Below are 23,128 nucleotides of genomic sequence, written 5' to 3'. Positions count from 1 at the left end.
GGATTTTTCGGACCGCGGCGGGCGCTTTTGTCGCAGGAAGTGGAGGCTATTGATCCGCGTGGGACCGGCGGAAGCATCGGGCAAGACGGGGGCTCCTCCGGAGGAAGTCCCGGCTCGCCGCGCCGCGCGAATGCTGCAGAAGGTGGCGCGCCGTCTTCCCCGGCTCGGCTTGCGGCAGGGCGGGGCTAGGGCGATGAACGCCTCCTTCGAGCCGGCCTGGAAGAGGTCTTGCGATACGGGCGCGCCGCAGAATTCTGCCTGGCCTTCGATTTTCCGGATTTGCGGAGGCGCACGGACTGTCCGGTTTCGGGGACGGAAGGGTCGGGGGCTGGCGATGCAGGGACGGGCCTGCCCCCTGCGCGGACCTTGACCATGAGTTCGACAAGACCTGCCACCAGCGCCACGAGCGGGCCCAGGGCAACCAGTATGGGGCTGGATGAGACGACATCCATCCAGTCCGGCCGGAAGATGGTCGGCTCCTGCAGGCCGAAATGCCATACCCGAAGCGCTACGGAGCCACGCTCGGAAAGAAGCTCGATATCGAAGCCCCGCTCGTCGCGCGAGACCGTCGGCGTGACATGGCCGAAACTGACAATTCCGGCCGCAGTGTCGCGTGTATCGATGAGCTCGACCGTCGTGCCGAGCGACAGGGCGCCCGAGCCGACCACTTCGGCGACATTGGCGCGCAAGGAGGCGGCGATCCCGCTTTGCCGGGCTTCCCATCTTCCCTCCATCAGATAGTCCTCGCTTCCGGTGGCCATCAGGCCACCGATGCGGACCTCGGCCTGAAAGGCCAGCGCGCCATGGGTCTGCCAGGCCTCGGCCGGGACCATGACGAGGGAGCCCTCCGGCAGATCGGGTACGTTTGCCGACAGGACGATGAAGATCAGATCGCCCGAAGGTTCGTGCCTGATCCCGATCCTGGTGTCCGGCGGCCAGTGCAGGACGGTCTCCGCCTGCGGAAGGACTTCGTAGAGCGTCTCGGGACAGCGCCGGTCGTCTCCGGGGGCGGGAAGGCGCATGTCCTCCGGTCCACGCATCTTGCAGATGTCGACCTTTTCAAGGAGCCAATCGTTGGATTGTCCCTTGAAGGTCAACTCCGCTCCCAAGGTCCTGGCTGCGATGCTGTAGCTGCGCTCGCTCGAGGCGGAGAGGAAAAGGATCAGTCCGGTCAGACCTGCAATCACGATCGCGCTTGCAGTCACGAGGCGAAGCACCGGCTCGGCGCCCATCCTGAAGCCGTTCCGGGAGCGGGGCTCTGGCGGCCGTTCCGTCTTCAAGGGTCAGGAAACCAGATCACGATCGATGCGGCGGGTGACGGTTTGCCGCCGACGATGCGGTATGTCTCGATCGTTCTCGGGCCAGCGGGGCTCTTCAATTCGATCGGGCATCTGGTGTCGAAGGTCGTTGCGTCCTCTTCGTCCAGTTTCTCGCATTTGACCGGAGTGTCCCGCCCTTCGACATAGGCATAGACCAGATCCGCCCGAAACGAATTCAGCATGAGGTCCACCTGGTCGGAGGTCTCCGCGTCCCAATAGGCGACCGAGGCCACGGGTGTGGCCGATCCTTCGCATTCTCCCTTCGCAAGCAGGATGCTCAGGTCGCCTTCCGAGAGGCCTTTCAACATCGGTCCGTGTCTCGCCTTGATCGGGAAATCCAGATCGGCGAATCCTCCTGACCAGTCGGATGGCACATCGTAGGGGGCTATGCCCTGATAGAAGCCATTCGAGGAGACGACCCTCAGACAGAGCCGATCCCCTCTCCATTCGGCGGGTACATAAGCTGAAAGTGCCGGTACGTCCTTGGCCATTCGGTGGAATTGAACGCCCATGACGACTGCGCCGGATATCAGAGCGCCATCGCGGACGAATTCCTGGAAGCCCTGCTCATTCAATGCAAACATGGGCCTGCCATCCGCAAATGCCGGTGCAGGCAGCTGCAGAACCGTCAGCAGCACAGCCAATGAGGGGAAAATGCCAGGACGTCTCATGAGAGTGTCAGCGATTCTGAGCATGATCGTTGCAGTCTATCCTGCCCTGGCGCATTCCCAAACGGTCTCGGTCCGAAACGGCGAAGGGGAGCATGGCTTCGGCTGGATGTTCGGATATGAGGGACGCTGCTATGTCCTTATGCCGAAGCATGTGGCAGGCCTCTATCCGAAGGTCAGCATCATGACCTCGGCGCCTGTGGTGACGAGCTCAGCGACCACGATTGCCCCCTTCTGGCCGGAGATCGACCTGGCCGTTGGCGTGGGGGGCAGCGCCCTCGACAGCCGCTGTCCGGCGAGGCTGGACGATCTCGAGGAAACGCCGCAGTCGCTGAATGCGGCCATGGGCTATCTGCATCGCCTGACGCCGGCCGGCGAGGAGGAGCGAACGGCGCTTCGCATCGGGAACCGGAATTATCTGACTTTCGATGCCGAACTGGCGGGCGGCCAGAACACCATCGCCCAGGGCACGTCGGGGGCCTTCCTGTTCGTCGATGGCAAGCCGCTGGGCATGGCGGTCACGTCGAACGACACGTCACGCGCCACGTTCATTCGATCGGGAGAGATACTGATCCATGTCCGGCGCTATCTCAGCGAGCAGGCGGGTGCCTATGTGCCACCGGAGCCGGACGAGCCCGTCACGCCGGCGCCGGCGGCTGAAGGAGCTTTGCCGCTTGTCTTCGAGGCCGCGACCATGCCGCCGGTCAATCCGCGCTTTGCGCCGGAAAACATGTTGGGCGGGGGGCAGTTCGTCTTCTCGCCGGCGGCCCGGATGTCCTTCGTGCTCAGGCTTGAGGAGACGGCCCCGGTCTCGCGGGTGGTCCTGCGTTCGACGCCGTCCGAAGGCCGGACCATGCCCAAGCGGATCATTCTGAACTGGTCGCTCGAGGCCGACGGGCGCAACTTCCGCGAGTGGACGCGTGGCGAAATGGGACGGGACGGAGTTTTCGATACGGGCCTGCTTGCGCCTCGCAACATCCGCGCCCTTCAGGTCATCGTGCTCAATGCCTGGTCGAGCGGCGACATTGCGATCGACAGCGTCGTGGCGCAATGAGCCGTCGAGAGCCTCTCAGTCGAGCAGGCGAATGGAGAAGGAAACCGGCTCCTCGATCCCGTACAAGGCGCCGGTGCCTTCCAGCTGCCCTGTGTCCGTGATGACGGCGCGCCCGTTCAGGGCTTCCGGTGTGAGGAACACGCCGTCACCATTGACGGTGATGAAGCATCGGTCGGCCCTGTCTGTGTTGCTGAAGCATTTGAGATCCGGAAGGTATTTTCCGACGCCCACGCGCCAGTATCCGATCCCGTCGCTGACGTTTCCGTTCCAGTAGTTCTTGACCCTGGACGGGAAATCCTTGGCCTGCACCTTCGTTCCGTCGAACCGAATGGACAGGACAGGACCCGTAGACAGCCAGCTTTCGAGGGCCAGCCGCTTGACCGTCGGATTGGGAGAAAGCAGGCCGTATTCCAGCGCCATCCGCGTCAGATCTGCATCTCCGCTCTCGAGCATGATCTGCATTGCCGCCTGAGCGCGGGCGGGATCCGGGTCGTTGAGCAGTGCCTGATAGGGATTGAGATCGTTCATTCGCTGGTCGACCATCTTGGCGATCTCCGCCGCACTGATGGACTGAGCGGCCGCGCCCATTGTCGACAGGACGAGGGCCGTGATGGCAATCGATACGAATTTCCTCATGACACCCCCGTTTACGATAGGCCCGTTGCCCCGAGCCTGAAACATCGGAAGGGGTGAAGCAACTTCAAAGTCCGGCCGCGGGGCTGGATCCCCGCGGATAAGGCGGCTGCATTGCAGGGCAAGGCCCCAAGTCCCATCCTGCGTCCGAAGCCGGACCGCCTCCTGAAGGCGGCGTTGCCGGACGACGTGTCCGCCTTCGACGCGGACGCCTTCGACGAGAGGGAGATCGAGTGGCTTCTTCCCGGGGAGAAGAGGCCTGATGGAAAGGGATGAGGCGGCGTCTGGCCGGATACAGGCCGGCCCTCTCAAGAGGTCTGACCGGTCTGGGAGGAAAGCGGGGTGCCTCAGCCGGAGGCACTCCGTCGCGCGGTCGCGCGCCTTCTCCTGATCGGAGCTTGATCGCGGCAATGCCCGGCACGGGCCATGAGGCGGCCATCGCGGCCGATCCGAACCCCCTTCCGCCCGTGCGGCGACCTGCCGCTCCTCTCCCGCAGGGGCCTGTCTTGATCCGGCTGTGCCCGCTCCTCACCTTCCCCGAACCGGTGCCTGCCTGACCGCCGGGCCGGCGCCGCACAGGCTGCGGCTGGCGACAGAACGACCGACATTCCGGAGATTTTCATGAATATTTTCCGTGCGCTTACCGTCTGCCTTTTCGCGCCCTGCCTCGCAGCTTCCGCCACCGGCGCTCAGGCCGGGGAGGAATGGTTCCACGCCACCGCCCCGATGGCCCAGTTCGAAGGCGGCTACGGCGAGCATGACGCCGACTTCGGCATCGGTTACGGCTGCTCGACCATCGGCAGCTCCCTCGACATCGACCTCAAGGGCAACCATGTCGGCACCGGCACGGGCCGGATCATGATCGATGGCACGATCCTCACCGATGCCCCGATCACTTTCAGTGCAACCCGCGGCACCACGCGTATGGCCTTCCACTCCTCCTGGAAGGAGAGCCCTGCCCAGCGTGCTGCCTATGACCGCGTGATCACCGCCATCGCTTCGGGTCGAGCCATGTCCGTCCGCTTCGGCGATGACACCGAAATCCCCGTTTCGCTGAAGAATTCCTCCGCCATCACCTCCTGCCTCGTCCATTGAGGCGGGAGGTTGGGAAGGCACCGCACCCCTTCCCCATCGCACGGAGATGGCGAGCAGGGGGCGTTGAGGTGGCGCTCTTCAGCCCCTTCTCACCCCGATCGGGGATCAAAATCCGGCAGGGAGGCGGCCCTTACTCAGTGCCCTGGAGCCGGATATCGGAGGAGAAGGCGCAATCGGCCTCTCTGCAGGCCCGCACGGTCTGCACGACGCTCCAGTCCTCGATCCCTGCGTAGCTTGCGGATCGCGTGTTGCAGTCGTCGCCGTCGCAGGACCACTGGAGGCCGTCGAGGCTGGAGTCGAACTGCGCTCCTCCGTCGCCCGATCCATGGACGAGGTTCAGGCCGGTCATCCTGAAGCTGTCGGAACCGAAGGCGCCCTCTCCGATCACGACGAGCCGCACGCCGGAGGAGCCGGGGGGCACGGGATCGGCCGCCACGAGGCCTGCAGACGCCATGAGGGCCAGTCCGGCCAGAGCGGAGCGGGCCATGCGGGAGCTCAACATCTTTCTTCCTCCATCCCTCAGAAGCTCATCTTGTAGGACACGAGGAGGGTATCCTCGCGGTCCCGCAGGTCGTTGCCGAATTGATCCTCGCCGTAGTCGTATCTGATGGAGGCCCATTGCACGCCGAGGACGGGAGACCCGGGGCGGCCGGACTGGCGCCAGGAGAATCCGGCGCGAGCCGCGATATAGGCATCTTCGGTCGACGTCGGCGTGATCTGCGCGGTGAAGGACCAGTCGTCCGACGCCCTGTAGCTGAACCCGACGGAGGTGCTTTCGGCGTCATCCCCGTCCTCGGCCTGAACGAGCCGGTGGCTCAGGCTGTAGGTCAGGCCCTTGGGCGTCCGGTAGGACATCGCAACGTCGAGCGTCCGGTCGTTGTCGTTCAGCGTGACGCTCTCCTGCTGGGCGGGCGCCCGATCGAGTTCCTCGGCGGCGCTGACGCCGAAGGACAGCTTCGCGCCGTTTCGCAGCTGCACGGCCTTGCTGATGCGCGCCTCGACCTTGCTGAAATAGTCCCGGTCGGGATGGGTGTAATGCTCGCCGAGGAGGTAGAACGAGAACCCGTTCAGGCCGGTGTAGGAATGATCGAAGCCCACATAGGCGTTCGTCTCGTCGCCGAGGATGGCGCCGGCATAATAGCGGGAGACGCTTGTCCCTGAGGTGACGTTTCCGGAGAAGGCGAGATGCGGGACATATTTGTACCGCGACTCCTCGGTGGTCGTGTAGATGGCCATGGCGTCCTGCCGCGTGAGATCGAGGCCGGACTGGATGAAGAGATCGTCGATGTTGGCGAGTTCGATCTGTGCGATCTGCTCGCTGATCTGGTCCACGACGTAGATTGCGGTCTCGCTTGCGAGGGCGGTATCGATGCCCCCCTGCGAGAAGGCATAGCCGTTCTCGAGCAGGCTCTCCCGCGGACCGGTCACCTGCAGCCGCGAGCTGGATCCGGTCGTGATGTCGCGCACCGGCGAAAAGCCCATCCAGAAGCTGTTGAAGACGGATCTGGGGGTGTCGGCTGCGGATCTCACGCGCTTTTTGGGATGGTCCACATAGCCCACGCCCGCGTGGTAGGCTGTGAAGCTGTCCGCGGGAAGGCGGGTGTTGTTGGCTGCCAGAAAGAGGTTGTTGCCGATGCTCAGGCGGGCGTTCCGATCGGTGGCCTGCAGGGGCGCGCGCGCGGAGGGCAGCAGCCAGGCGAGAAGCTGCGTGGCGGCGGCCTTGTCGGTCCATTCGTTTGCGTCGAGGAAGACGAGGCCACGGGTGGTGCGGGCGAGGGAGGCCATGGTGCTGTTGCTGCTGAGCACCTGGCGGAACTTGTAGAGCCCGCCCATGATGCGCTTGTCCACGGACTCGTAGCGCTCCACCGAATTCAGGTTCGAGCGGCTTTCGCTGGCCTCGTATCCGGAGTTCGGCACGGACAGGGAGACGCCGACGGTTTCATCGCCGCCGTCGAGGCCGCGCTGGAAGCCTTCGGCTTTCAGGGCCTCATGCGTCTCCTGCGAGATCACGGCGCCGGTGTCCTCGCCGAAGATGAAGGCGCCGGGGATGAGGGTGTCGGGGTTGATGCTGTCAGGGTCGACTGCGACGGACGGCGTGTAGGTGCAGTAGGTGCCGGGTGCGGATTCTGGAAAGAAGCACCCCCCGGTGACGGTCAGGTCGAGCTGGAAGCCGTAGATGTCCACCGCTTCGCGCCGGGTGACCTTGGTGGTGCGGCGGCGGTCGACGTTGCGCAGCTGGAAGTACCAACCTTCCTGTTCGCGCAGATAGAGCTGCTCGCTGACCGTCTCATGGACGGACTGATGGATCGGATGTGTGCCCGAGATCTCGAGGTCCCATTCGCGGGAGGAGCCTGCCAGGGAGAGCGCCGAAAATTTCGGGCCCTGTCCGTAGTCGAAATATTCATCGTTGAGCACGAAGCGGCCGGTCAGGGGAACGACCCGTCCCGAGGCGGGATTTCGCTCGGGTGCGGTCACGGTCGGGGCCGTCTTCTCCACCGTGCCCTCGACGATGACGGCCTTGTCGTCGGCCCGGGCAAGGCTCGCGGCCAGCGCCAGAGCCGACACCGAGAGGGTCAGGGTGAGACGTTGAAGAAACATGCCGCATCATCCTCTGGAGTGAGCGATGCCGAAGGCGGGGCATTCGGACGCCTGTATTGCTGGAACTGCGGCACCCCGCGCGATGACGCGCGGGGCACCTGGGTGCAGAAGCTGGCTCAGCGGGGGCGGCGGTCCGCGGCCATGATCACGATTTCGGATTCGTAGGCGTTCGAGCGGCCGTCGAAGTCGGTCTCGATGATGATCGGGTTGCCGTCGAGGGTCGCGGCCGCGCTGGCGCTCGTCGCCCCTTGGGTCGAGGTCGCGGTGGCGGCCGCGCTGGCGCCGATACCGGCCGCAACGCTCAGCGAGCTCAGAGCCTGGCCCTCATACATCGTCCCCGAGGCGGTCCCGGTCACCGTGATCTCCTGATCCTGGGTCGAGCCGGTGCCTTCGAAGTCGTGACTGTGCCCCAGCCAAGGGCCGAGTGCATCGTCCGTTTCGCCGGTGACGGTGATGGTCTGACCCGCAACGGTGCCGGTGCCCGTGAAGGTGAGATCGTCCGCGTAGGTGTAGACCGGTTCGAAACTGGCGCTCAGAGCCACGGCCACAGAGTCTGCCGCAGCCGCAGCCAGCGGCGCAAAGCCGACGACGGATCCGAGCAGCGCGATCTTCGCATATTGCTTCATCTTTGATCTCCCTTGATTGGAATTCGGTATGAATACCGGAATTCAGTTACAAGCGAAAATTTGCCGACCATCAATATGATTCAATATCGGGTTTCCAAAGATTATAAATGGAGTCGCAGGAAAAAGTGAGTGTTTATATTGAAGCGCGCGCGTTATCTGAAGATAACCATCATTATCCTTGGAGCGCCAAAATACATCTCCGCCCTGCGCAATTCACGCTTGACGGGATCAGATTATAGAACCGCTCTCCGTGAGCGCGAGCCCTTTCTTTCACCTGCGGGGCGGCCGCAGATTTTTTTATCAATGGGAGATCTATTCGTGGCTAAGCATGGTCAGAATGAAATGTGAGCCCGCCATGGGCCGGAATGCCATCCGCCTCTGGAAGGAGAGCATTCCACGGAGCCTGCGTCAGCCTGTTGTGCTCGTCCCCATCTCAACCGCTCGAAGCCGACGGCAATACCGATCTTCCGAAATAAAGCGGCCTTCATACGAGCTGTCGCTTCGGAGTGAAACTCGTGCCTCGTTTGATGCCGAGCACTCCTGATATCGAAAATCGCGTGGCCGCGGCTGCCTGGAGCCATTCCCGGCCTGTCCGGGCAATCTCTGGCGATCCAGCAGCTCGATCAGGTGACACAGCAGAACACCACTGCCGCCGAGGCATTGGCGAGCGGTGCGAGCCAGCTTTCGCTCGAAGCCGAGCAGCTGAAGGAAGCGGTCGCCTTCTTCCGCGCCGAGGAGGGGCAGGGGCCCGGGGCGCCGAGCAGCGGATCGCAGGATGATCTTCGGGCATCGAAGCCCGCGCTTCGCGTGGTGCGCCCGGGGCAGGGCTTCAACTTCGATCTGGCGGACAGGCACGATGAGCTCGATGCGAGCTTCCAGCGGCCTGGCGCGGCCTGAAGCTCGGAAAGCTGCGGCCGGGGGGAAGCTCCCGGCCCGTTTGGATTTCAAGGACCCGCGATCTCTCCTGGGCGGATCCCGCGGCTCAATACGAGAGCTCCACCAGCACCCTGCCGTGAAGCCGTTCGATGTCCTGAGGCTCCTTCAGATCGAGCAACCGCAACTCGGGCATGGTCTCGAGCAGTTCCGCCCGCGAGATCAGGCGCATGGACCAGTCCGGAAACCGTCGTCTTTCTATTTTTCTCACGCCGAAGGCGACGATGTCGGAATGGCGAGGATCTTCCGAGATCCTCGCGAACAGCTCCCGGCAGGCGTTCTGCGGGCCCTCGATCGTTTGCACAAAATGAAAGCCGTTGTAGAGCAGGATCCCCGTGATGCCGAGCCGCAGGTTTCTGACCCGGCTCGCCTGAACGATGCCGAGGAGATCCGCCACCGGATCGGCAAGGCACACGCGGCTCCGGTAGCTCACTGTCAACAGATCCCCAATCATGGGGTCATGTGTCACGGGAGGCCAGGGCGCGACAATCGTCTCCTTCGTCGGCTGGCGGCTATAAGGTAGCCATAAGAGAGCGCTTTTCGGGCGGAGTTCCGCTTGACGTCAGAGAACCCGCGCTCAATGCGCCGCAGGCAGCCTGCTGTGGGCAGACGTTCTGACGTCGGCGCAAGGGCTGAGGCGGATGCTCCGGGACCGATGAAGTGAGCTGCTCGGGGGGGCTATCGTCAGCTTAACGTACCCCATCCACCCGCTGCCTCGATCGCCTCATCTCTGACGACGCGGTCGTAGTAATCTCGTTCTTCAAGACCGAAGTCGACATCGAGCGCATCCTCGAGCACGCGCGCCTGGGCATGGAGACCATCGACAAGGCCCTTGGGGGCGTGGCGGGCCGAGAGCTCGGATATCCTTTTCGCAAGCTGCTGGATCTGCTTCATCGCCCGCTCGACGGGCGGCTTTCCGAAGCCGAGATCGGACAGCAGCCCTCGCAGGGCATCGACATCGAAGTCCTCGGCGAAGCGCGCGCTGCCATGCCTGAAGGCGAATTCGTGCGTCACGCGCCTGTCCATGAACACCGGCGCCACATCGTAAAGCGGCGCCAGGAGGACCGTCCGTCCGCGGTAGAGAAGCGACGTGTTCTTGCCGTGGTTGTCCGTGTTGCCCACGAGCAGGTTGAAGATCGTTTGTGCCAGAAAATCCCTCGTCACCAGGGCCGGCACCGTCGTCTGTGCCGCGATGACATTCACGGCGGCGGCCGAGAAACGGCGATGCGGATCCACTGCATCGCGCTCGTATTTCAGGCTCGGTGGCAGACCGAGCGCCTGGCAGAAGTCCTCGGCGTGTCGGCGACGAATTGTTCCTGCCCCCTCTGCGATCTCGATATCGCGGTCGAAGCGCGTCGACAGGAGCGCGTTGATGTGCGTGCCCCCAACATCGAAGACGAGATCCCGAGTCTCGGCGGCATCGATCCCGATCTCGGAGGCAATCTGGAGCAAGATCGTCTCCTGGCGTGTGACGTCAGGATCGAAGTGCGGAGACACTTTCAGAATATGTGTTGTTGGTGCGCGGGAGCCGCCCTTGGGCAGCCAGACCGCCCCCTCGAGCATGAGGCAGGCGATCTTGCCCTGAACGCCCGCGACGGGTGACGGGTTGCGCTCTCCCTCGGGCATGCGGCGGTGCCGATGCAGCGACAGGACGATCTGATGGAGCCGGGCCTCCGAAAGCCGTTCGTAGTCCTCGGGGAACCTTCCTGGCATCTTGCCGGGCCCCGTGCCCTCGGGGGTGATCGAGATGGCGCCCGGGCAGTCTGCCCCGAGGTGCCACAGGAGCGCACCGATGTCGCCACGGTCGAGACCGAAGCCATCGAGAACCCGTTCGAGTTGCGGCCCCTCGAACAGGAGGTTCGCGAAATAGCCCCTGCAATCGGCATCGCTGTATGGCTCCGAGGTGATCGGCAACGACATCGAGATCCGGTGCTCGGGCGCGATGTCGCCGGCGTAGACGAACGACAGACTCTTGTCTTCCGAGCGGGTCAGCACGCCCACGGGCGTATCTCTCCCTTCCATCCAGACGTCCATCCTCATGAGCGCGCCTCGGCGAAGAGATCGATGCCGAGAATGCCGCACAGCTTGAGATATGTGTCGAGATGGGAGCGGCGGCTCCCACGCTCGATCTTCGAGAGGTTTCCGGGATCGATGCCGGCCAAGGATGCCAGTTCGAACTGCGCGATGCCGAGCCGCTCGCGGCGCAAACGGATCACCCCTCCAAGGTCGGAGGCGTCAAGAAGCTGCCGCCGGCGCAGCAGGTCCAGCTCGTCATCCTGTTCGCGGCTGCAAGCCATGGTGCGCCTCCTGCCGTAATGGCGTTAACGCCAAGCCTACAGTGCGCGAGGTGTCCAAGACAAGAAAGTTGGCGTGAACGCCAAGTTGACGTGCCCTCGACGGCGGAGGACATACATATTGGCGAAGACGCCAAGAGAAGGGCAAGGCACTCGCGGTTCACGCTGACCTTCTTCGAGACGACCGGCACCCTCGACGCGCAGCTGAGCCATGGTGACGAGAGGGCCGCGATTTTCGGCCTCGCGACAGCCAACGATCCGGACCTGCTGCAGTTGGATGGCAGCTTTGCGGCCACGCACGATCCACGGTTCTGAACCTTACTCTTTCCGGAAAGGCGGGAGCTTCCGGGTATTTGTCCAGCCTTGCGTCAAGTCGAGGCGGAAGGAGTGCCCCTCCCGCCCCCGGCGGCTCATCCGGGGAGGATGTTCGCCGCCTGCCTGTTCGGCCCTCTCAATGCTGCGCTTTGCATTTCGTCCTGCTCTGGGCCTTCACCTCGAGCCCCGCCTTCTCGGCCTTGTCCTTTCCCGAAGCCCGGAGGCGGCTGTGGTCAGGGCTGGGCAGCGCTATCTGGAGCCCGCCGGCTTCTCCCGCGCTCCCCGTGGCGGCTTCAAGGTCATCCACCGAAGCTCTGGAGGCGACATCCGATCGGATCGAAGGGGACTGTCACCGCCAACATCATGTTTCCTGCCGACGAGCGATCCACCTTCGCCCTGCTATCGCCGACGACATTCCAGCTCCACCTTTACGGGGTTGGGTACCAGCTCCTGGGAGGCGCCGGTCGCTGCGTCGACACCCAGGCCGATGATCCCGCCCACCAGAATGTTTCCGGCAATCGCGGCGCTGCCACCGCCGGCCGTCCGATGCGTGACATTCACTCTCACAGGCTTGCACCCGGTCTTGTTGATGTCGACGACGATCTCGGACTTGCGCTTCATCTTCAGCGCGCAAGGCGTGGTCAGACAGCTCATGCCATTGCTGGTCTGCACCTGGGCGCCGGCGGGCTTCGTTTCGATTTCCAGGACGTCTTCGGAACCCCTGGTAACGGTTGCACACCCCGAAAAGACCGCAATCAGGCAGGCCACGAAGGCGGGTGCGAAAGTGGGCGTGGGCACTACTGACCGTGGCCACATGGCGACCGAAAAAGCATGAACGAGTACCCTTGCTGTCATTCCAGATCCGCGCCCTTGATCGGTTATCCGCCGAGCTCCGAACAAGAAAACCTTCGAGCGAAGGCATGCTCTTTGGTGTGCGTGGAAGGCCTGCATGTCACGTTGGATCGTCGCACGGAGCATGCGTAGCGGCCTGGGAACCGGAAGAAGAAAGACGCTCCTCCTTCGTCCGCTCGCCCGTACAGCATCTGCTAATCCGCCTGCTTTTCGCGGAGCGCGGGGCGGCTCGGCTTACGCCGACCTACGCTTTGGATGGCTTCGAGCGGAGGATGTTGTTCCGCCTCAGCCTGTTTATCGGGCCAAGGGTGCAGTTTCCTCTTCCCGGCTCGATAATACCGGGTTCCCTGACAAAATGGCCGATAAACCCCCGGCGAATGCTTGGGAGCCGTCACCAGCTTATGCGAACCGGAGGCCCGAGGTTTGGAGGCGCTTCAAGTTCGTGGCTTGATATTTCCTTGGTTCGGCCTCCCGGCTCAGACTGTTTTTCTATGGCGGCCCCGACGACTGAGGAGTATCACGGCGGCGTGAAGTCCGAACTCCCAGCAATCCTGCGAAGTGACCATGAACAATATTCTGACCCGAAAGCGCCACCTTCTGGCGGTTTCCGCCTTCTGTTTGGTGGGGGCCTGCGAGGCCACCACAGATGTCTATCTTTTCAGGAGCGATGGTTCGGTCTCTCAAACCGATACGGATTACTTCGAATGCGAGGTTGCCGCAGCGCGGGGGGTCCCCCAGGAAACCCGGATCGGCACTACGCCGAGCTACACGACGCCTACTCAGACCAGCTGCTATAATACCGGATATTCCGTGCAATGTCAGACCACCGGAGGACAGACCTACGGCGGCCAGACATATACCTATGACGCAAATTCCGAATTGCGTGCCACATATTTCGCAAGATGCCTCGCGTCCCGAGGCTACAGTGTTGTCGAGCTGCCCAAGTGCGACCGTGCCAAGGTTCCGGCCGAAGTCCTGCAGAAACTCGCAGGCAAGCAGCGCCCGCCTCGCGAGGATGCCTGCTACGTCGCGATCACCGAGAGAGCTGGCAACGTGGTCTATGCCTCGGAACTCACGCCCTGAGGATCAGGCGGGTCGCCTGCCTTGCCAGGAAGCGGGGGGCCAGTCCGAGCGGTCGGTCGCAGGCCACCGCTTTGTCCCGGGTTGCGGCGGCCTGCAGGTATTCCTGAACCTCGCCGACAAGCGCTCGGGGCGCCTTCTGTGCTCACGAGACGTCCGGAAAGACTGCGGTGCTCCGCCTCAACCTGTTTATCGGGCCACGGGTAGAGTTTCCTCTTCCCGGCCCGGTAATACGGGGTTCCCCGGCAAAACTGCCGGAGAACCTCCGGGGGCCGTCATATCTGGAGGTCCTCGGCGGTCTTTCCGGCTGCGAGTGCCTCCACGAACCAGTGCGGCTTGCGGCCGCGGCCCGACCAGGTCTGCTCGGGCTGGTCCGGGTTGGCATATTTGGGCGCGGCGCCTGCCCGCTGACGGGTGAGGGCGGTGCCGGTCAGTTCAGAAAGGCTGAAGCCGAGCTCGCGGGCTTTTTCCTCCAGTTCGCTCAACGCCTCCTTCCTGCGGCGCTCCTCGAAGGTCGAGATCGCCTTGGCAACCTGGGTCTGCAGGTTTTTCAGTTCTTTGATGGACAAGCCGTCAAGTTCGAGGTTGGGCATTTCTTGCTCCTTCAGGGGCCGATTTTCTCTCTTCGTAATCCTGTCGAAGCCGACTTGCAAATTGCCTGCGGGCGAGGTTCGTGCCGATCACCGATGCTTCCCTTCGGTGCGAGCCTTGCTGGGTTCCAGGTATTCGTGCGGCACGCAGGGAGCGACCATCGGAAAGATCCGGTTATCCGGAAAACCAGCCTGCCTTTCCGAAATTCCGGATCGGTCGGCTCCGGGGTTTCCGGAAAACTTTTGTAATGCGAGCGCCCCTTCTGCCAGGCGCTTGCCCCTCTTGACGAGTGCGGCGAGATCCGGGACCGGAGCAACGGCCGAAGGCGCGGCATTACCGCATGGCCGGTCTTCCCGCGCCGGCCGCGATCATCCTCTCGCATGCCTCTCGATCCTGTGCCCGAAACCACCCGGTCAGGCGTCGAAGATGTGTGAGCCCTTGGCGCGGGTGCCGAAGATCCGGCTCCTGCTGCCGCGCGGATGGTCCGAAGCAGGCAGGATCATCTCTCCTGTCTTCTGACGGGCAGGGCGCCTGCACACCAGCGGTGGGCGTCAGGCGAGGGCCGCCATGCGTTCGGGTTTCCTGCGGGACCGGGCCCCTCTCAGATCTGGAGTTCCTCGGGCGACTTGCCGGCGGCCATGGCTTGCGTGAACCAGCGTGGCTTGCGGCCACGGCCGCGCCAGACTTCCCCGGGGTTTGCAGGATTGGCGTATCGCAGCATGGCACCGACCTGCCCGCGCTGCATCGCAGGGGCAAGTTCCTCCAGGTTGAACCCGAGTTGGCGCGCCTTTGCTTGCAGCTGCTCCAGCGCCTCCTGCTTGCAATGTCTTTCCTGGGCCGTAATGGCCTGAGCTATTTCGACCCGAAGTTCTTTCAGCTCTTCGAGGGACAGGTCTTTAAGCTTGGTATGATACATTCGAGCTCCGAATGATGGAGACCAGTCAGGGTTGTGATGAGTGCGGCATGGGCTTCATTTTTGCCATTAAAATCGCCTCCGGCCAGTGGGACATTCCGTCACTCGCCTTAAGATAATTCCACGGGCTTTTGCGCAACTTTCGTGTATCGGCAATATTCCGAAGAAGAGGCCGATCCGGTAATGGCCCGGCCTGCGGCTCTCACGCGCCGCCTTTTCGCAAATGCAACGGGCCCCGCACGTCGCCTTAGGGCAGCGGACAGGGCATGGCAGGGGGCTCGGCCGCTTGGCAGCCTGCCAGGGGAGCGATAAAAGTCATGCCGCAGGGCCCGGGAGCCTGATGCGGACGGGCCAGCCTACGGGCCAAGTCCCGTGCGGCAGCCATGGCGCACCGCCCTGCGGACGCACGAGCGACTTTCCGGACATCGACGAGCAAACCCCCGGCCATGGCCCGTGAAGCCCATGGGGCGGCATCCGCCCGCGCTGCGACGACAGGCTCCAACTCCGGCAGCCATCTTCCCTCTGTGTCACCCGTCAGGTTCAAGTGAGGCATTTCATGCGCATCGGAAAGAACAACCCGGGAGGGCTCCTCCCGGCAGCGTTCCTGGCCCTCTTCATGGCAAGCTCGGCCCTGGCGGAACCCACCGCCTCTCGCATCGACTTCGGCGTGATGACCGATCCTTTCCTCGGCCAGCGCGAGATTCTGGGCTGGGGCGATCGCGGCATCCTCCGCCTCTCCCATGGCGGCGCAACCGATGATGCCCGGTACAGGATCATGATATCGGCCGAGCCGGACGGGGAGGGGCTTCGCCTTGACGGCAGCTTCCTGGAGCGCCGCTTCGGCTCCTGGACCCTGGGGGTCGGCGCGATCGAGCGACACTGGTCGCCCTCCCGGCATACCTCGCTGATCCTGTCGGGGAACGCCCGGCCGTTCCCCTCGGTCTACCTGTCAAAGACAGAGCCGAGCGCCTTCGCCTCGCCGCTTCTGGCCTGGATCGGGCCGTGGGACGGCGAGATCTTCGTGGGTGCCACATCCCCGGATGACCACAGTCATACCGGCATTGTCGGAGCGCGCCTGACGATACGGCCGTTCGAGGGGTTCGAGGCCGAACTGGTCCGGACGGCGCAATGGGACCGGACTTCGTCGTCGAGCGCGCTAGACGGGTTCTTCGACGCGCTTGTGGGCGACACGAACGAAGGCGACAGCGCCTCGATCAACCAGATGGCGGGGCTCGGCCTGTCCTACCGACTGCCTGAGGCGGTTCTGCCTGCCCGGGTCTACCTGCAGGCGATCGGCGAGGACGAGGCCGGCGGGTTGCCCTCCTGTTTCATGACCCTGGCGGGCGCCGAATTCGAGGGAACAGTCGCTGGGGCTCCGACCCGCGTCACGCTGGAGGGGATCGACACCCGGATCGGTCGGTCGACAAACGGCTTCTGCGGCGCCGGCACCGCCTATGCCAACAGCAAGCACCCTTACGTCAATTTCGGCACCGTGATGGGAGCCGCCATCGATGGCGATGGCCGGGCGATCGAGATGCGCGTCAGCCACCGCCTGGCAGGAGGAGACTGGAACTGGGGCATCGGTCACTACGTCATCAACGATGCGGACCTGCCAGACCACCGCCTGAGTTCGGAACGGGTTTCCGGGGTGATGGCCCACATCGGCCTGACCAGACGGTTCGAGGCCATGACGCTCGAGGCGCTGGTGGCCTACCAGGGGTTCGAGTTGGACAGGGTGGGCTTCGGCCGCGGCGCCCGGATCGGCGTCAACCTGACCAGGTCCTTCTGAGCCCCGGGGGGCATCTCCTGAGGATGAGGGACATCTCCGCCGGCCCTCCGGGTCATTGCCGCGCGGACCGGTACTATTCCGCATTTCCCGTCCTGCCACCGGAAATCATCTGAAACCAGTGCTTCACAAGGCCCCAAGGGGGCAGGGAGCGGCTACCTGCTTTCCGGGACGTCCGATCCGCATCCGGTTTCTTCATCGGAACTGGTTGGGAGAACCGGTTCGGCGCGCTCGAGGGCGGCGCAGTCTCTCCGGCCCCCCTGACCGCCGAGCGGCCGGGGGTCACTGATTTTACGGATTTCGAGGTCCCTCCAGCAGGGACGTTCACAAACGCCCGCTCGAGACCATCCAGGGTTCCGGCGGAGGCGAGCGGCCGCGGGCGGGATCCCCGTCTGGAGGGCCGTCACTGACAGGCTTCGCCGAAAGCCTGGGGGCAGGCAGGGGCTTGCCGCAGCCCTTCTCGCACAAGAATGGAGAACTCATCATCATGATCACGCAGGTCCTTCTCTGTGGAGGCTCGGGCACGCGGCTCTGGCCGCTGTCGCGCAAGGGATACCCCAAGCAGTTCGCGTCGATCCTCGGAGAGCACAGCCTTTTCGCGGCCTCGGCCCGGCGGCTCTCGGGGCCGGGCTTCGGTCGGCCGGTGATCGTCACCGGCTCGGACTTCCGCTTCGTGGTGACCGAGCAGCTTGCGGAGGCGGGCATTGACCCTGGCACCATCCTGATCGAGCCCGAGCCGCGCAACACCGCACCTGCCATTCTGGCCGCGGCACTCCATGTCGCGGCCGGCGATCCCGAGGCCTTGATGGTCGTGGCGCCCTCGGACCATGCGATCGCCGATCCTGCGGCCTTCCGGGCGGCCGTGATGCAGGGGGTGCCTGCGGCCCGCGCGGGCCGGATCGTCACCTTCGGCATCGTGCCGACACGCGCGGAGACCGGCTATGGCTGGCTGGAACTCGACGGGGCGGAAGATGGCGCCGCAGTCCCGCTCCGGCGGTTCGTCGAGAAACCCGACCTCGACCGGGCTGAGGAGATGCTGGCCAGCGGAGGCTTTCTTTGGAATTCCGGGATCTTCCTCTTCTCGGCCCGGACCATTCTCGCGACTTTCGAAGAGCACGCGCCCGCGCTTCTTGCGCCGGTGCGCAGAGCTGTCGAGGGCGCGGTTCCGGACTTGGGCTTTCTCCGCCTCGATCCGCAGCCATGGGCAGAGGCCGAGCCGATCTCGATCGACTACGCGGTGATGGAACGGACACGCAATCTGTCGGTCGTGCCCTTCCGGGGGAGCTGGAACGATCTCGGCGGCTGGGATGCCGTCGCGCTCGAGATGGGCACAGACGGGCAGGGTGTGAGCCTTTCCGGCGGGGCCACCGCCATCGACTGCCGCAACGCGCTCCTGCGTGCGGACAGCGAGGGGGTGGAACTCGTGGGCATCGGGCTCGACAACATCATCGCCGTGGCGATGAAGGATGCGGTTCTGGTCGCCGAGCGCTCGCGCGCGCAGGAGGTGAAGCAGGCGGTCGAGGCGCTGAAGGCAAAGGGCGCGCGTCAGGCCGAGAGCTTCCTGCGCGACCGCCGCCCCTGGGGCTTCTTCGAGACGCTGGCGCTCGGCGAGCGCTTCCAGGTCAAGCGGATCGTGGTCCATCCAGGGGGCGCGCTGTCGTTGCAGAGCCATCTCCACCGCTCCGAGCACTGGATCGTGGTTCGAGGCACTGCCCGGGTCACGATCGATGCCGATGTCCACCTCATGACCGAGAACCAGTCGGTCTATATCCCCCTCGGCGCGCGGCATCGGCTGGAGAACCCCGGAAAGGTGCCGATGGAGCTGATCGAGGTCCAGACCGGGAGCTATCTCGGTGAGGACGACATCACCCGCTACGAGGATGTCTATGCCCGCGGCCAGGGGGCGAGGGGCTGAGATGGCGCCGAGGTTCGGAACGAGCGGCCTGCGCGGCCTGGTGACGGAGCTGACGCCGGATCTGGTCTCGGCTTATGTCAGGGCCTTCCTGCGGGCCTGTCCGCAGGGCGCAGGGCTTTACCTGGGGCACGACCTGCGACCCTCCTCGCCCGCCCTGGCCGGGGTGGTGGCGGAGGCGGCCCGTCATGCGGGTGTTCCTGTGACCGATTGCGGAGCGCTGCCCACGCCGGCGCTGGCGCTGGCCGCGAGGCGGGCAGGCGCGCGCGCGGTGATGGTGACCGGCAGCCATATCCCCGCCGACCGCAACGGATTGAAGTTCTATGGTCCGGGCGGCGAGATTTCCAAGGCGGACGAAGCCGCCATCCTGTCGGGCCTCGGCGAGCCGTTGCCGCCCCGGACGCCGCCGGCGCCTCTCGCCTGCGATGCGAGCGCAGGCGAGGCCTGGGTCCACCGCTACGTCACGGCCTTCGGGCCAGAAGCCCTGACGGGCCTGCGCATCGGGGTCTGGAGCCACAGCGCAGTCAGTCGGGACCTGCTGCTTGCCGCCCTGCGTGCCCTGGGTGCTGCGGCGGTGGTGGAACTCGGCCGCTCGACCGCGTTCGTCCCGGTCGACACCGAGGCGGTACCGGAGGGGGTGCGCGCCCGGATCAAGGCCTGGACTGCCGAACATCGCCTCGATGCCCTGATCTCGACCGACGGGGATGGGGATCGCCCGCTTCTGGCCGATGCCTGCGGACAGATCGTCCCGGGCGACCTGTTGGGGCAGATCACCGCGGCGCTGGTCGGGGCCGAAACGGTGGTCACCCCGGTCAGTTCCAACACCGGCGTCGAGGCGGGAGGTCGGTTCCGGCGGGTGATCCGGACGCGGATCGGCTCGCCCTTCGTCATCGCGGCCATGGAAGAGGCTGGGGGCCGCAGCGTGGGCTACGAGGCAAACGGCGGCTTCCTGCTGGGGTTCGACGCGCACCTTGAAGGTCCTCTGCCGCAACTTCCGACACGGGACAGCCTGTTGCCGCTCCTGGCTCCGCTGTCTCTCGCGCAGGCGGCCGGCGGGCTGGCCGCGCTGGTCGGGCGCGAGCCGGCCCGCTTCACGGCCGCCGACCGGCTCGAGGGCGTGCCGGACGGGAAGGCCCAGGCGCTGGTTGCGGAGTTCGGGGCCAGTCCTGAGGAGCTTGCAGGATTTCTGGCGATCCTCGGCGAGGAGATCCGCAGCCTCGATCGTACCGACGGTCTGCGTGCGACCTGCGCGTCCGGACGGATCGTCCACATCCGCCCCTCGGGCAATGCGCCGGAAATGCGGCTCTATGTCGAGGCCGAAACCCCCGCTGCGGCGCGGGATCTGCTGGAGCGAGGCTTGCGGAAGCTTGAGCTGACCTTGATGCGGATGACCCTCGAGACGAACTCTGGATAGCCCGGGGACGCTAAGATGGAACCGAACTATTATGGCTTGCAGCTTAGATCGTGCTGGAACTCGCCGCGGTCAGAAGGGGCTGACCGCATTCCGGGTGATGCAGGTTCTAAAGGCGCGGAACGCTTCTCTTGAGCCCTGGATGGGGTAAGTGTGCCCCGGATAGGGGATCGTCAGCACATCTCCGCGCTGACCGCCATCCGCGATCATGCCCATGACGACATCGGCCTGCCAGCGGAGAGCTATTCGTGCCAGATGTCGATAGACTTGCGTCGTCATGGCTTGGTAGGTCTCAAGGCCGACCTTTAACGTCACTTCGAACTGCTTCTGTCCGTCGAACGGATTGTTCACATTTTGATTGTCAAGGATGGACAGTACAGTGCCTTCCTTGATCGTATGAACGAAGCCGATGGATCCTTTGGGACCGTCGTTCTGAACGATGCACTTGAGGCCGGCTGGGCCGGAATGATCTATCACGAACCAGTCACCGATCTTGGTTTCTGTCTGCGCCTCTGCAGGGGACGAGAGAAGAATGGCTGCGAGAATACAGGAAGATAGGCGGAAGTGGAACATCGATCAACCCATAACGCAAGATGTCACGAATACTCCAATACGAGTGCGTGGCGCAATCCGAAGAGTCAATTGCATATTGCCGCGACAAATGGAGCGGTATTATGGCGCCATCACCGGATCACTGTCGCGAAGGTTATTAGGCCCGCGGCAAGCCCACGATGGATAGCGGCCTGGTGAGCCGGACGCACACAGGCCCGACGGTCGAAGTGCTGCGACATTTGTGCCGGCGGGTCCCGCATGTTGAGTGGCGAGGTGGTTTGCCGCAGGCAATTTCGCTGTTGGGAAGGTAGCCTCCATCGTTTCATCATAGAGGTCTGTAATGCGCAGCCGCCTTTGCCTGATACTGCTGATCCTTCCGATAGGATGTGGATCTCCTGGGGAGAACAGGGCCTCCCTGTACGGCGCTCAAACTTCCGCCACGGCTGCTCAATACGGCGACGTAGACTGCAGTGACTTCGATAGCACTGCCTCGGCGCAACGCTTCTATCGTCAAGCTGGCGGTCCTGCTGTCGATCCCCACGGCTTGGACCGGGACGGGGACGGTTTGGCATGCGAGTGGCTCGATAGGCAGCCGAGCTACCCGCGCTACCGATCGACCTCCTATGGCTCGTCTAGCTACTGTCACGTCGGGCCACGGGGTGGGACTTACACGATCACCGCGAGCGGAAGAAAGAACTACGGCGGCTGCTGACCATCGGCAGCTCAGGCTCCGGCGGTCTTGTTCAATAATGGATGAACCCGGTGAGAACCCGGAACGTGCCAAAGTGGCTCCTCGAGACGTCGAGTTCTGATGTATCTGCTCGATACAAGGTGCCGTCATGGTGACAGGGAACGTTGACGACTTCCGGCCGACCGGTGTTCAGATAGAAAATCTTCTCCAGACCTGAAGCTCCTCGCCACGTGAGGATGCCGCGCAACGGCTCTCCGGCACCATGAATCCTTACATAATTTGGATTATCGTCTCGACGGTTGTAAGCGCAAAGTAGAATTGTCGCATCCAAGCAAAGTAGAACTGTCGCCTCTTCCTGTCGGGACAATGGAGGATCGGCGGCATGGGATGGGTGCTGATGAGCGAGCGCGAACTGAACCGCATCGAGATCCTGTCGAAGGTGCTCGATCGGAGGATGACGACGACGGAAGCCTCGGTTCTGCTGGCGATCGGCCCGCGTCAGGTGCAGCGTCTGCTGCGACGGTTGCGCGAGGACGGCGCGGCGGCAACGCGGCACGGGTTGCGCGGGCGACCGTCGAACCACCGCCTCTCGCCGGGATTGCGGGACCTTGCGCTGGCCCTCGTGCGGGAGACCTACGTCGATTTCGGCCCCACGCTCGCGGCCGAGAAGCTGGCCGAGCGCGACGGCCTGCATGTGTCGCGGGAGACGCTGCGGAAGTGGATGGTCGAGGATGGGCTCTGGCTGTCGCGTCCTCAGCGCCGGAGGTTTCACCAGCCGCGGCTGCGGCGCGAGCACCTGGGCGAACTGGTTCAGATAGACGGGTCCGATCATCATTGGTTCGAGGATCGCGCACCAGCCTGCACGCTGCTCGTCTTCATCGACGACGCGACGAGCCGGCTGATGGAGATGCGCTTCGTGCCCTCCGAGAGCACCTTCGCCTATTTCGCGGCGCTGGAGTGCTACCTGACGCGGCACGGCAGGCCCACGGCTTTCTACTCCGACAAGCATTCGGTCTTCCGCGTGGCGAGGCAGGACGCGCGGACCGGCCATGGCATGACGCAGTTCGGCCGGGCGCTGGCCGAGTTGAACATCGAGATCCTCTGCGCCAACTCCTCGCAGGCCAAGGGCCGGGTCGAGCGGGCGAACCGCACCTTGCAGACGACCGGCTGGTCAAGGAGATGCGGCTTGCAGGCATCAGCGACATGGAGGCCGGGAACGCCTTCCTGCCCGGCTTCATCGAGCGGCACAACGCGCAGTTCGCCAGGGTGCCTGCCCGGCCGGACGACCGGCACCGGCCGCTGAACCTGCCCCCGGACCGGCTGGCCGACATCCTGTGCTGGCGCGACCAGCGCTACGTCGGGAACCAGCTCACCTTCACACTACGAGCACCGGCGGATCCTGCTGGAGGAAAGCGACCTCACGCGCGGCATCGTGGGGAAATACGTCGACACCTACGCCTTCCCGGACGGACGTTTTGAAGCTCGATGGAAAGGCATCTCGCTCCCCTACCGCAGCTTCGATCCCGAGCAGCAGCATGTCACCCACGCGGCCATCACCGCGAACAAGCGGCTCAGCGACGTCCTGGCGCTGGCGAGGAGCCTGCAGGAAAGCCAACCCCCGCGCGTGAGCCGCGTCGGCCGGCAGCGCACAGTCTACGAGCCGACGGGTCGGCGGAACGACGGCTGGAATTCGAAACTGGCCCGCCGCGCCAGGCAGCGGGCGGACGGGACGGCGAAGCCTCCCGACATCGCGGCGGAATGACCGTGCGGACCCGGAGCGTTCCGCCCCCGCCGGCCCCGTCCCT

General features: G+C 64.3%; 23 protein-coding genes and 1 pseudogene. 11 read left to right on the top strand and 13 right to left on the bottom strand.

Going from position 1 to position 23,128, the window contains the following annotated elements; genetic code table 11:
- Positions 1-185 precede the first annotated feature (185 nt).
- Both RSP_RS20440 and RSP_RS22510 read right to left on the bottom strand, forming a co-directional pair.
- Positions 186-1,232, bottom strand: coding sequence for a hypothetical protein (locus RSP_RS20440; protein WP_011331351.1), 1,047 nt, complete (start codon positions 1,230-1,232; stop codon positions 186-188).
- Between the two features lie 44 nt (positions 1,233-1,276).
- A complete protein-coding gene (locus RSP_RS22510; RefSeq protein ID WP_227590681.1) occupies positions 1,277-1,990 on the bottom strand; it encodes a hypothetical protein in 714 nt (237 codons plus the stop codon).
- A gap of 22 nt (positions 1,991-2,012) precedes the next feature.
- Here RSP_RS22510 and RSP_RS20430 point away from each other — a divergent pair, with 22 nt between their 5' ends.
- Positions 2,013-3,041 (top strand): hypothetical protein, encoded by a 1,029-nt coding sequence (locus RSP_RS20430; protein ID WP_017140480.1) that lies wholly within the window; start codon positions 2,013-2,015, stop codon positions 3,039-3,041.
- Positions 3,042-3,056: 15 nt separating this feature from the next.
- Here the strand turns inward: RSP_RS20430 and RSP_RS20425 are convergent, their stop codons facing one another.
- Positions 3,057-3,677 (bottom strand): ATP synthase subunit B family protein, encoded by a 621-nt coding sequence (locus tag RSP_RS20425; RefSeq protein ID WP_011331348.1) that lies wholly within the window; start codon positions 3,675-3,677, stop codon positions 3,057-3,059.
- 111 nt (positions 3,678-3,788) lie between these two features.
- Here RSP_RS20425 and RSP_RS22305 point away from each other — a divergent pair, with 111 nt between their 5' ends.
- Together RSP_RS22305 and RSP_RS20420 are read left to right on the top strand one after the other, a co-directional pair.
- A complete protein-coding gene (locus RSP_RS22305) occupies positions 3,789-3,950 on the top strand; it encodes a hypothetical protein (protein WP_017140481.1) in 162 nt (53 codons plus the stop codon).
- A gap of 345 nt (positions 3,951-4,295) precedes the next feature.
- A complete protein-coding gene (locus tag RSP_RS20420; protein ID WP_011331347.1) occupies positions 4,296-4,769 on the top strand; it encodes a hypothetical protein in 474 nt (157 codons plus the stop codon).
- Positions 4,770-4,899: 130 nt separating this feature from the next.
- Here the strand turns inward: RSP_RS20420 and RSP_RS20415 are convergent, their stop codons facing one another.
- The 3 genes from RSP_RS20415 to RSP_RS20405 form a co-directional block, all read right to left on the bottom strand.
- Positions 4,900-5,271, bottom strand: coding sequence for a hypothetical protein (locus RSP_RS20415; protein WP_011331346.1), 372 nt, complete (start codon positions 5,269-5,271; stop codon positions 4,900-4,902).
- 17 nt (positions 5,272-5,288) lie between these two features.
- Positions 5,289-7,367 (bottom strand): hypothetical protein, encoded by a 2,079-nt coding sequence (locus RSP_RS20410; RefSeq protein WP_011331345.1) that lies wholly within the window; start codon positions 7,365-7,367, stop codon positions 5,289-5,291.
- Positions 7,368-7,483: 116 nt separating this feature from the next.
- A complete protein-coding gene (locus RSP_RS20405; RefSeq protein ID WP_011331344.1) occupies positions 7,484-7,993 on the bottom strand; it encodes a hypothetical protein in 510 nt (169 codons plus the stop codon).
- A gap of 627 nt (positions 7,994-8,620) precedes the next feature.
- Here RSP_RS20405 and RSP_RS20400 point away from each other — a divergent pair.
- Entirely contained in the window at positions 8,621-8,890 is a 270-nt protein-coding gene (locus RSP_RS20400) for a chemotaxis protein (protein WP_227590680.1), read from the top strand.
- An 85-nt stretch (positions 8,891-8,975) separates the two neighbouring features.
- Here RSP_RS20400 and RSP_RS20395 read toward each other — a convergent pair whose 3' ends face one another.
- The 3 genes from RSP_RS20395 to RSP_RS20385 form a co-directional block, all read right to left on the bottom strand.
- The gene (locus RSP_RS20395) at positions 8,976-9,380 is read right to left on the bottom strand and encodes a BLUF domain-containing protein (protein WP_011331343.1); all 405 of its coding nucleotides are present in this window, start codon (positions 9,378-9,380) and stop codon (positions 8,976-8,978) included.
- A gap of 230 nt (positions 9,381-9,610) precedes the next feature.
- Positions 9,611-10,948, bottom strand: coding sequence for a HipA domain-containing protein (locus tag RSP_RS20390; RefSeq protein ID WP_020477362.1), 1,338 nt, complete (start codon positions 10,946-10,948; stop codon positions 9,611-9,613).
- A 14-nt stretch (positions 10,949-10,962) separates the two neighbouring features.
- Positions 10,963-11,223, bottom strand: a complete 261-nt coding sequence (locus RSP_RS20385) for a helix-turn-helix domain-containing protein (protein ID WP_017140485.1) — start codon at positions 11,221-11,223, stop codon at positions 10,963-10,965.
- A 90-nt stretch (positions 11,224-11,313) separates the two neighbouring features.
- Here RSP_RS20385 and RSP_RS20380 point away from each other — a divergent pair, with 90 nt between their 5' ends.
- Positions 11,314-11,535: a hypothetical protein gene (locus RSP_RS20380; RefSeq protein ID WP_017140486.1), complete on the top strand. Its 222-nt coding sequence runs from the start codon at positions 11,314-11,316 to the stop codon at positions 11,533-11,535.
- A 399-nt stretch (positions 11,536-11,934) separates the two neighbouring features.
- On the opposite strand, the gene RSP_RS20375 is transcribed toward RSP_RS20380, so the two are convergent.
- Positions 11,935-12,303, bottom strand: a complete 369-nt coding sequence (locus RSP_RS20375; protein ID WP_227590679.1) for a translation initiation factor 2 — start codon at positions 12,301-12,303, stop codon at positions 11,935-11,937.
- A 648-nt stretch (positions 12,304-12,951) separates the two neighbouring features.
- Here RSP_RS20375 and RSP_RS20370 point away from each other — a divergent pair.
- Positions 12,952-13,470, top strand: coding sequence for a hypothetical protein (locus RSP_RS20370; protein WP_011331339.1), 519 nt, complete (start codon positions 12,952-12,954; stop codon positions 13,468-13,470).
- Between the two features lie 272 nt (positions 13,471-13,742).
- Here the strand turns inward: RSP_RS20370 and RSP_RS20365 are convergent, their stop codons facing one another.
- The gene (locus RSP_RS20365) at positions 13,743-14,060 is read right to left on the bottom strand and encodes an H-NS histone family protein (RefSeq protein ID WP_011331338.1); all 318 of its coding nucleotides are present in this window, start codon (positions 14,058-14,060) and stop codon (positions 13,743-13,745) included.
- Positions 14,061-14,659: 599 nt separating this feature from the next.
- Positions 14,660-14,974 (bottom strand): H-NS histone family protein, encoded by a 315-nt coding sequence (locus tag RSP_RS20360; protein WP_011331337.1) that lies wholly within the window; start codon positions 14,972-14,974, stop codon positions 14,660-14,662.
- A 553-nt stretch (positions 14,975-15,527) separates the two neighbouring features.
- On the opposite strand from RSP_RS20360, the gene RSP_RS20355 reads away from it, so the two are divergent.
- From RSP_RS20355 to RSP_RS20345, 3 genes are all read left to right on the top strand, one after another.
- The gene (locus RSP_RS20355; protein ID WP_011331336.1) at positions 15,528-16,760 is read left to right on the top strand and encodes a capsule assembly Wzi family protein; all 1,233 of its coding nucleotides are present in this window, start codon (positions 15,528-15,530) and stop codon (positions 16,758-16,760) included.
- Between the two features lie 484 nt (positions 16,761-17,244).
- Positions 17,245-18,672 carry a mannose-1-phosphate guanylyltransferase/mannose-6-phosphate isomerase gene (locus tag RSP_RS20350; protein ID WP_011331335.1) on the top strand — a complete coding sequence of 476 codons (1,428 nt, stop codon included), beginning with the start codon at positions 17,245-17,247 and terminating at the stop codon, positions 18,670-18,672.
- Position 18,673: 1 nt separating this feature from the next.
- A complete protein-coding gene (locus tag RSP_RS20345) occupies positions 18,674-20,083 on the top strand; it encodes a phosphomannomutase (protein WP_011331334.1) in 1,410 nt (469 codons plus the stop codon).
- Between the two features lie 69 nt (positions 20,084-20,152).
- Here the strand turns inward: RSP_RS20345 and RSP_RS22505 are convergent, their stop codons facing one another.
- Positions 20,153-20,653: a hypothetical protein gene (locus tag RSP_RS22505; protein WP_011331333.1), complete on the bottom strand. Its 501-nt coding sequence runs from the start codon at positions 20,651-20,653 to the stop codon at positions 20,153-20,155.
- Positions 20,654-20,972: 319 nt separating this feature from the next.
- Here RSP_RS22505 and RSP_RS22500 point away from each other — a divergent pair, with 319 nt between their 5' ends.
- Together RSP_RS22500 and RSP_RS20330 are read left to right on the top strand one after the other, a co-directional pair.
- Positions 20,973-21,344: an excalibur calcium-binding domain-containing protein gene (locus tag RSP_RS22500; RefSeq protein WP_080588243.1), complete on the top strand. Its 372-nt coding sequence runs from the start codon at positions 20,973-20,975 to the stop codon at positions 21,342-21,344.
- Positions 21,345-21,705: 361 nt separating this feature from the next.
- Positions 21,706-23,085 (top strand): annotated as a pseudogene (locus RSP_RS20330) (ISNCY family transposase).
- The last annotated feature ends 43 nt before the right edge of the window (positions 23,086-23,128 follow it).

Origin of the sequence: Cereibacter sphaeroides 2.4.1, from assembly GCF_000012905.2 — a bacterium.
In the GTDB taxonomy this organism is placed as follows: Bacteria; Pseudomonadota; Alphaproteobacteria; order Rhodobacterales; family Rhodobacteraceae; genus Cereibacter_A; species Cereibacter_A sphaeroides.
Note: the sequence above shows the minus strand (reverse complement) of the source record. Positions and strands in the feature narration are given on the sequence as shown.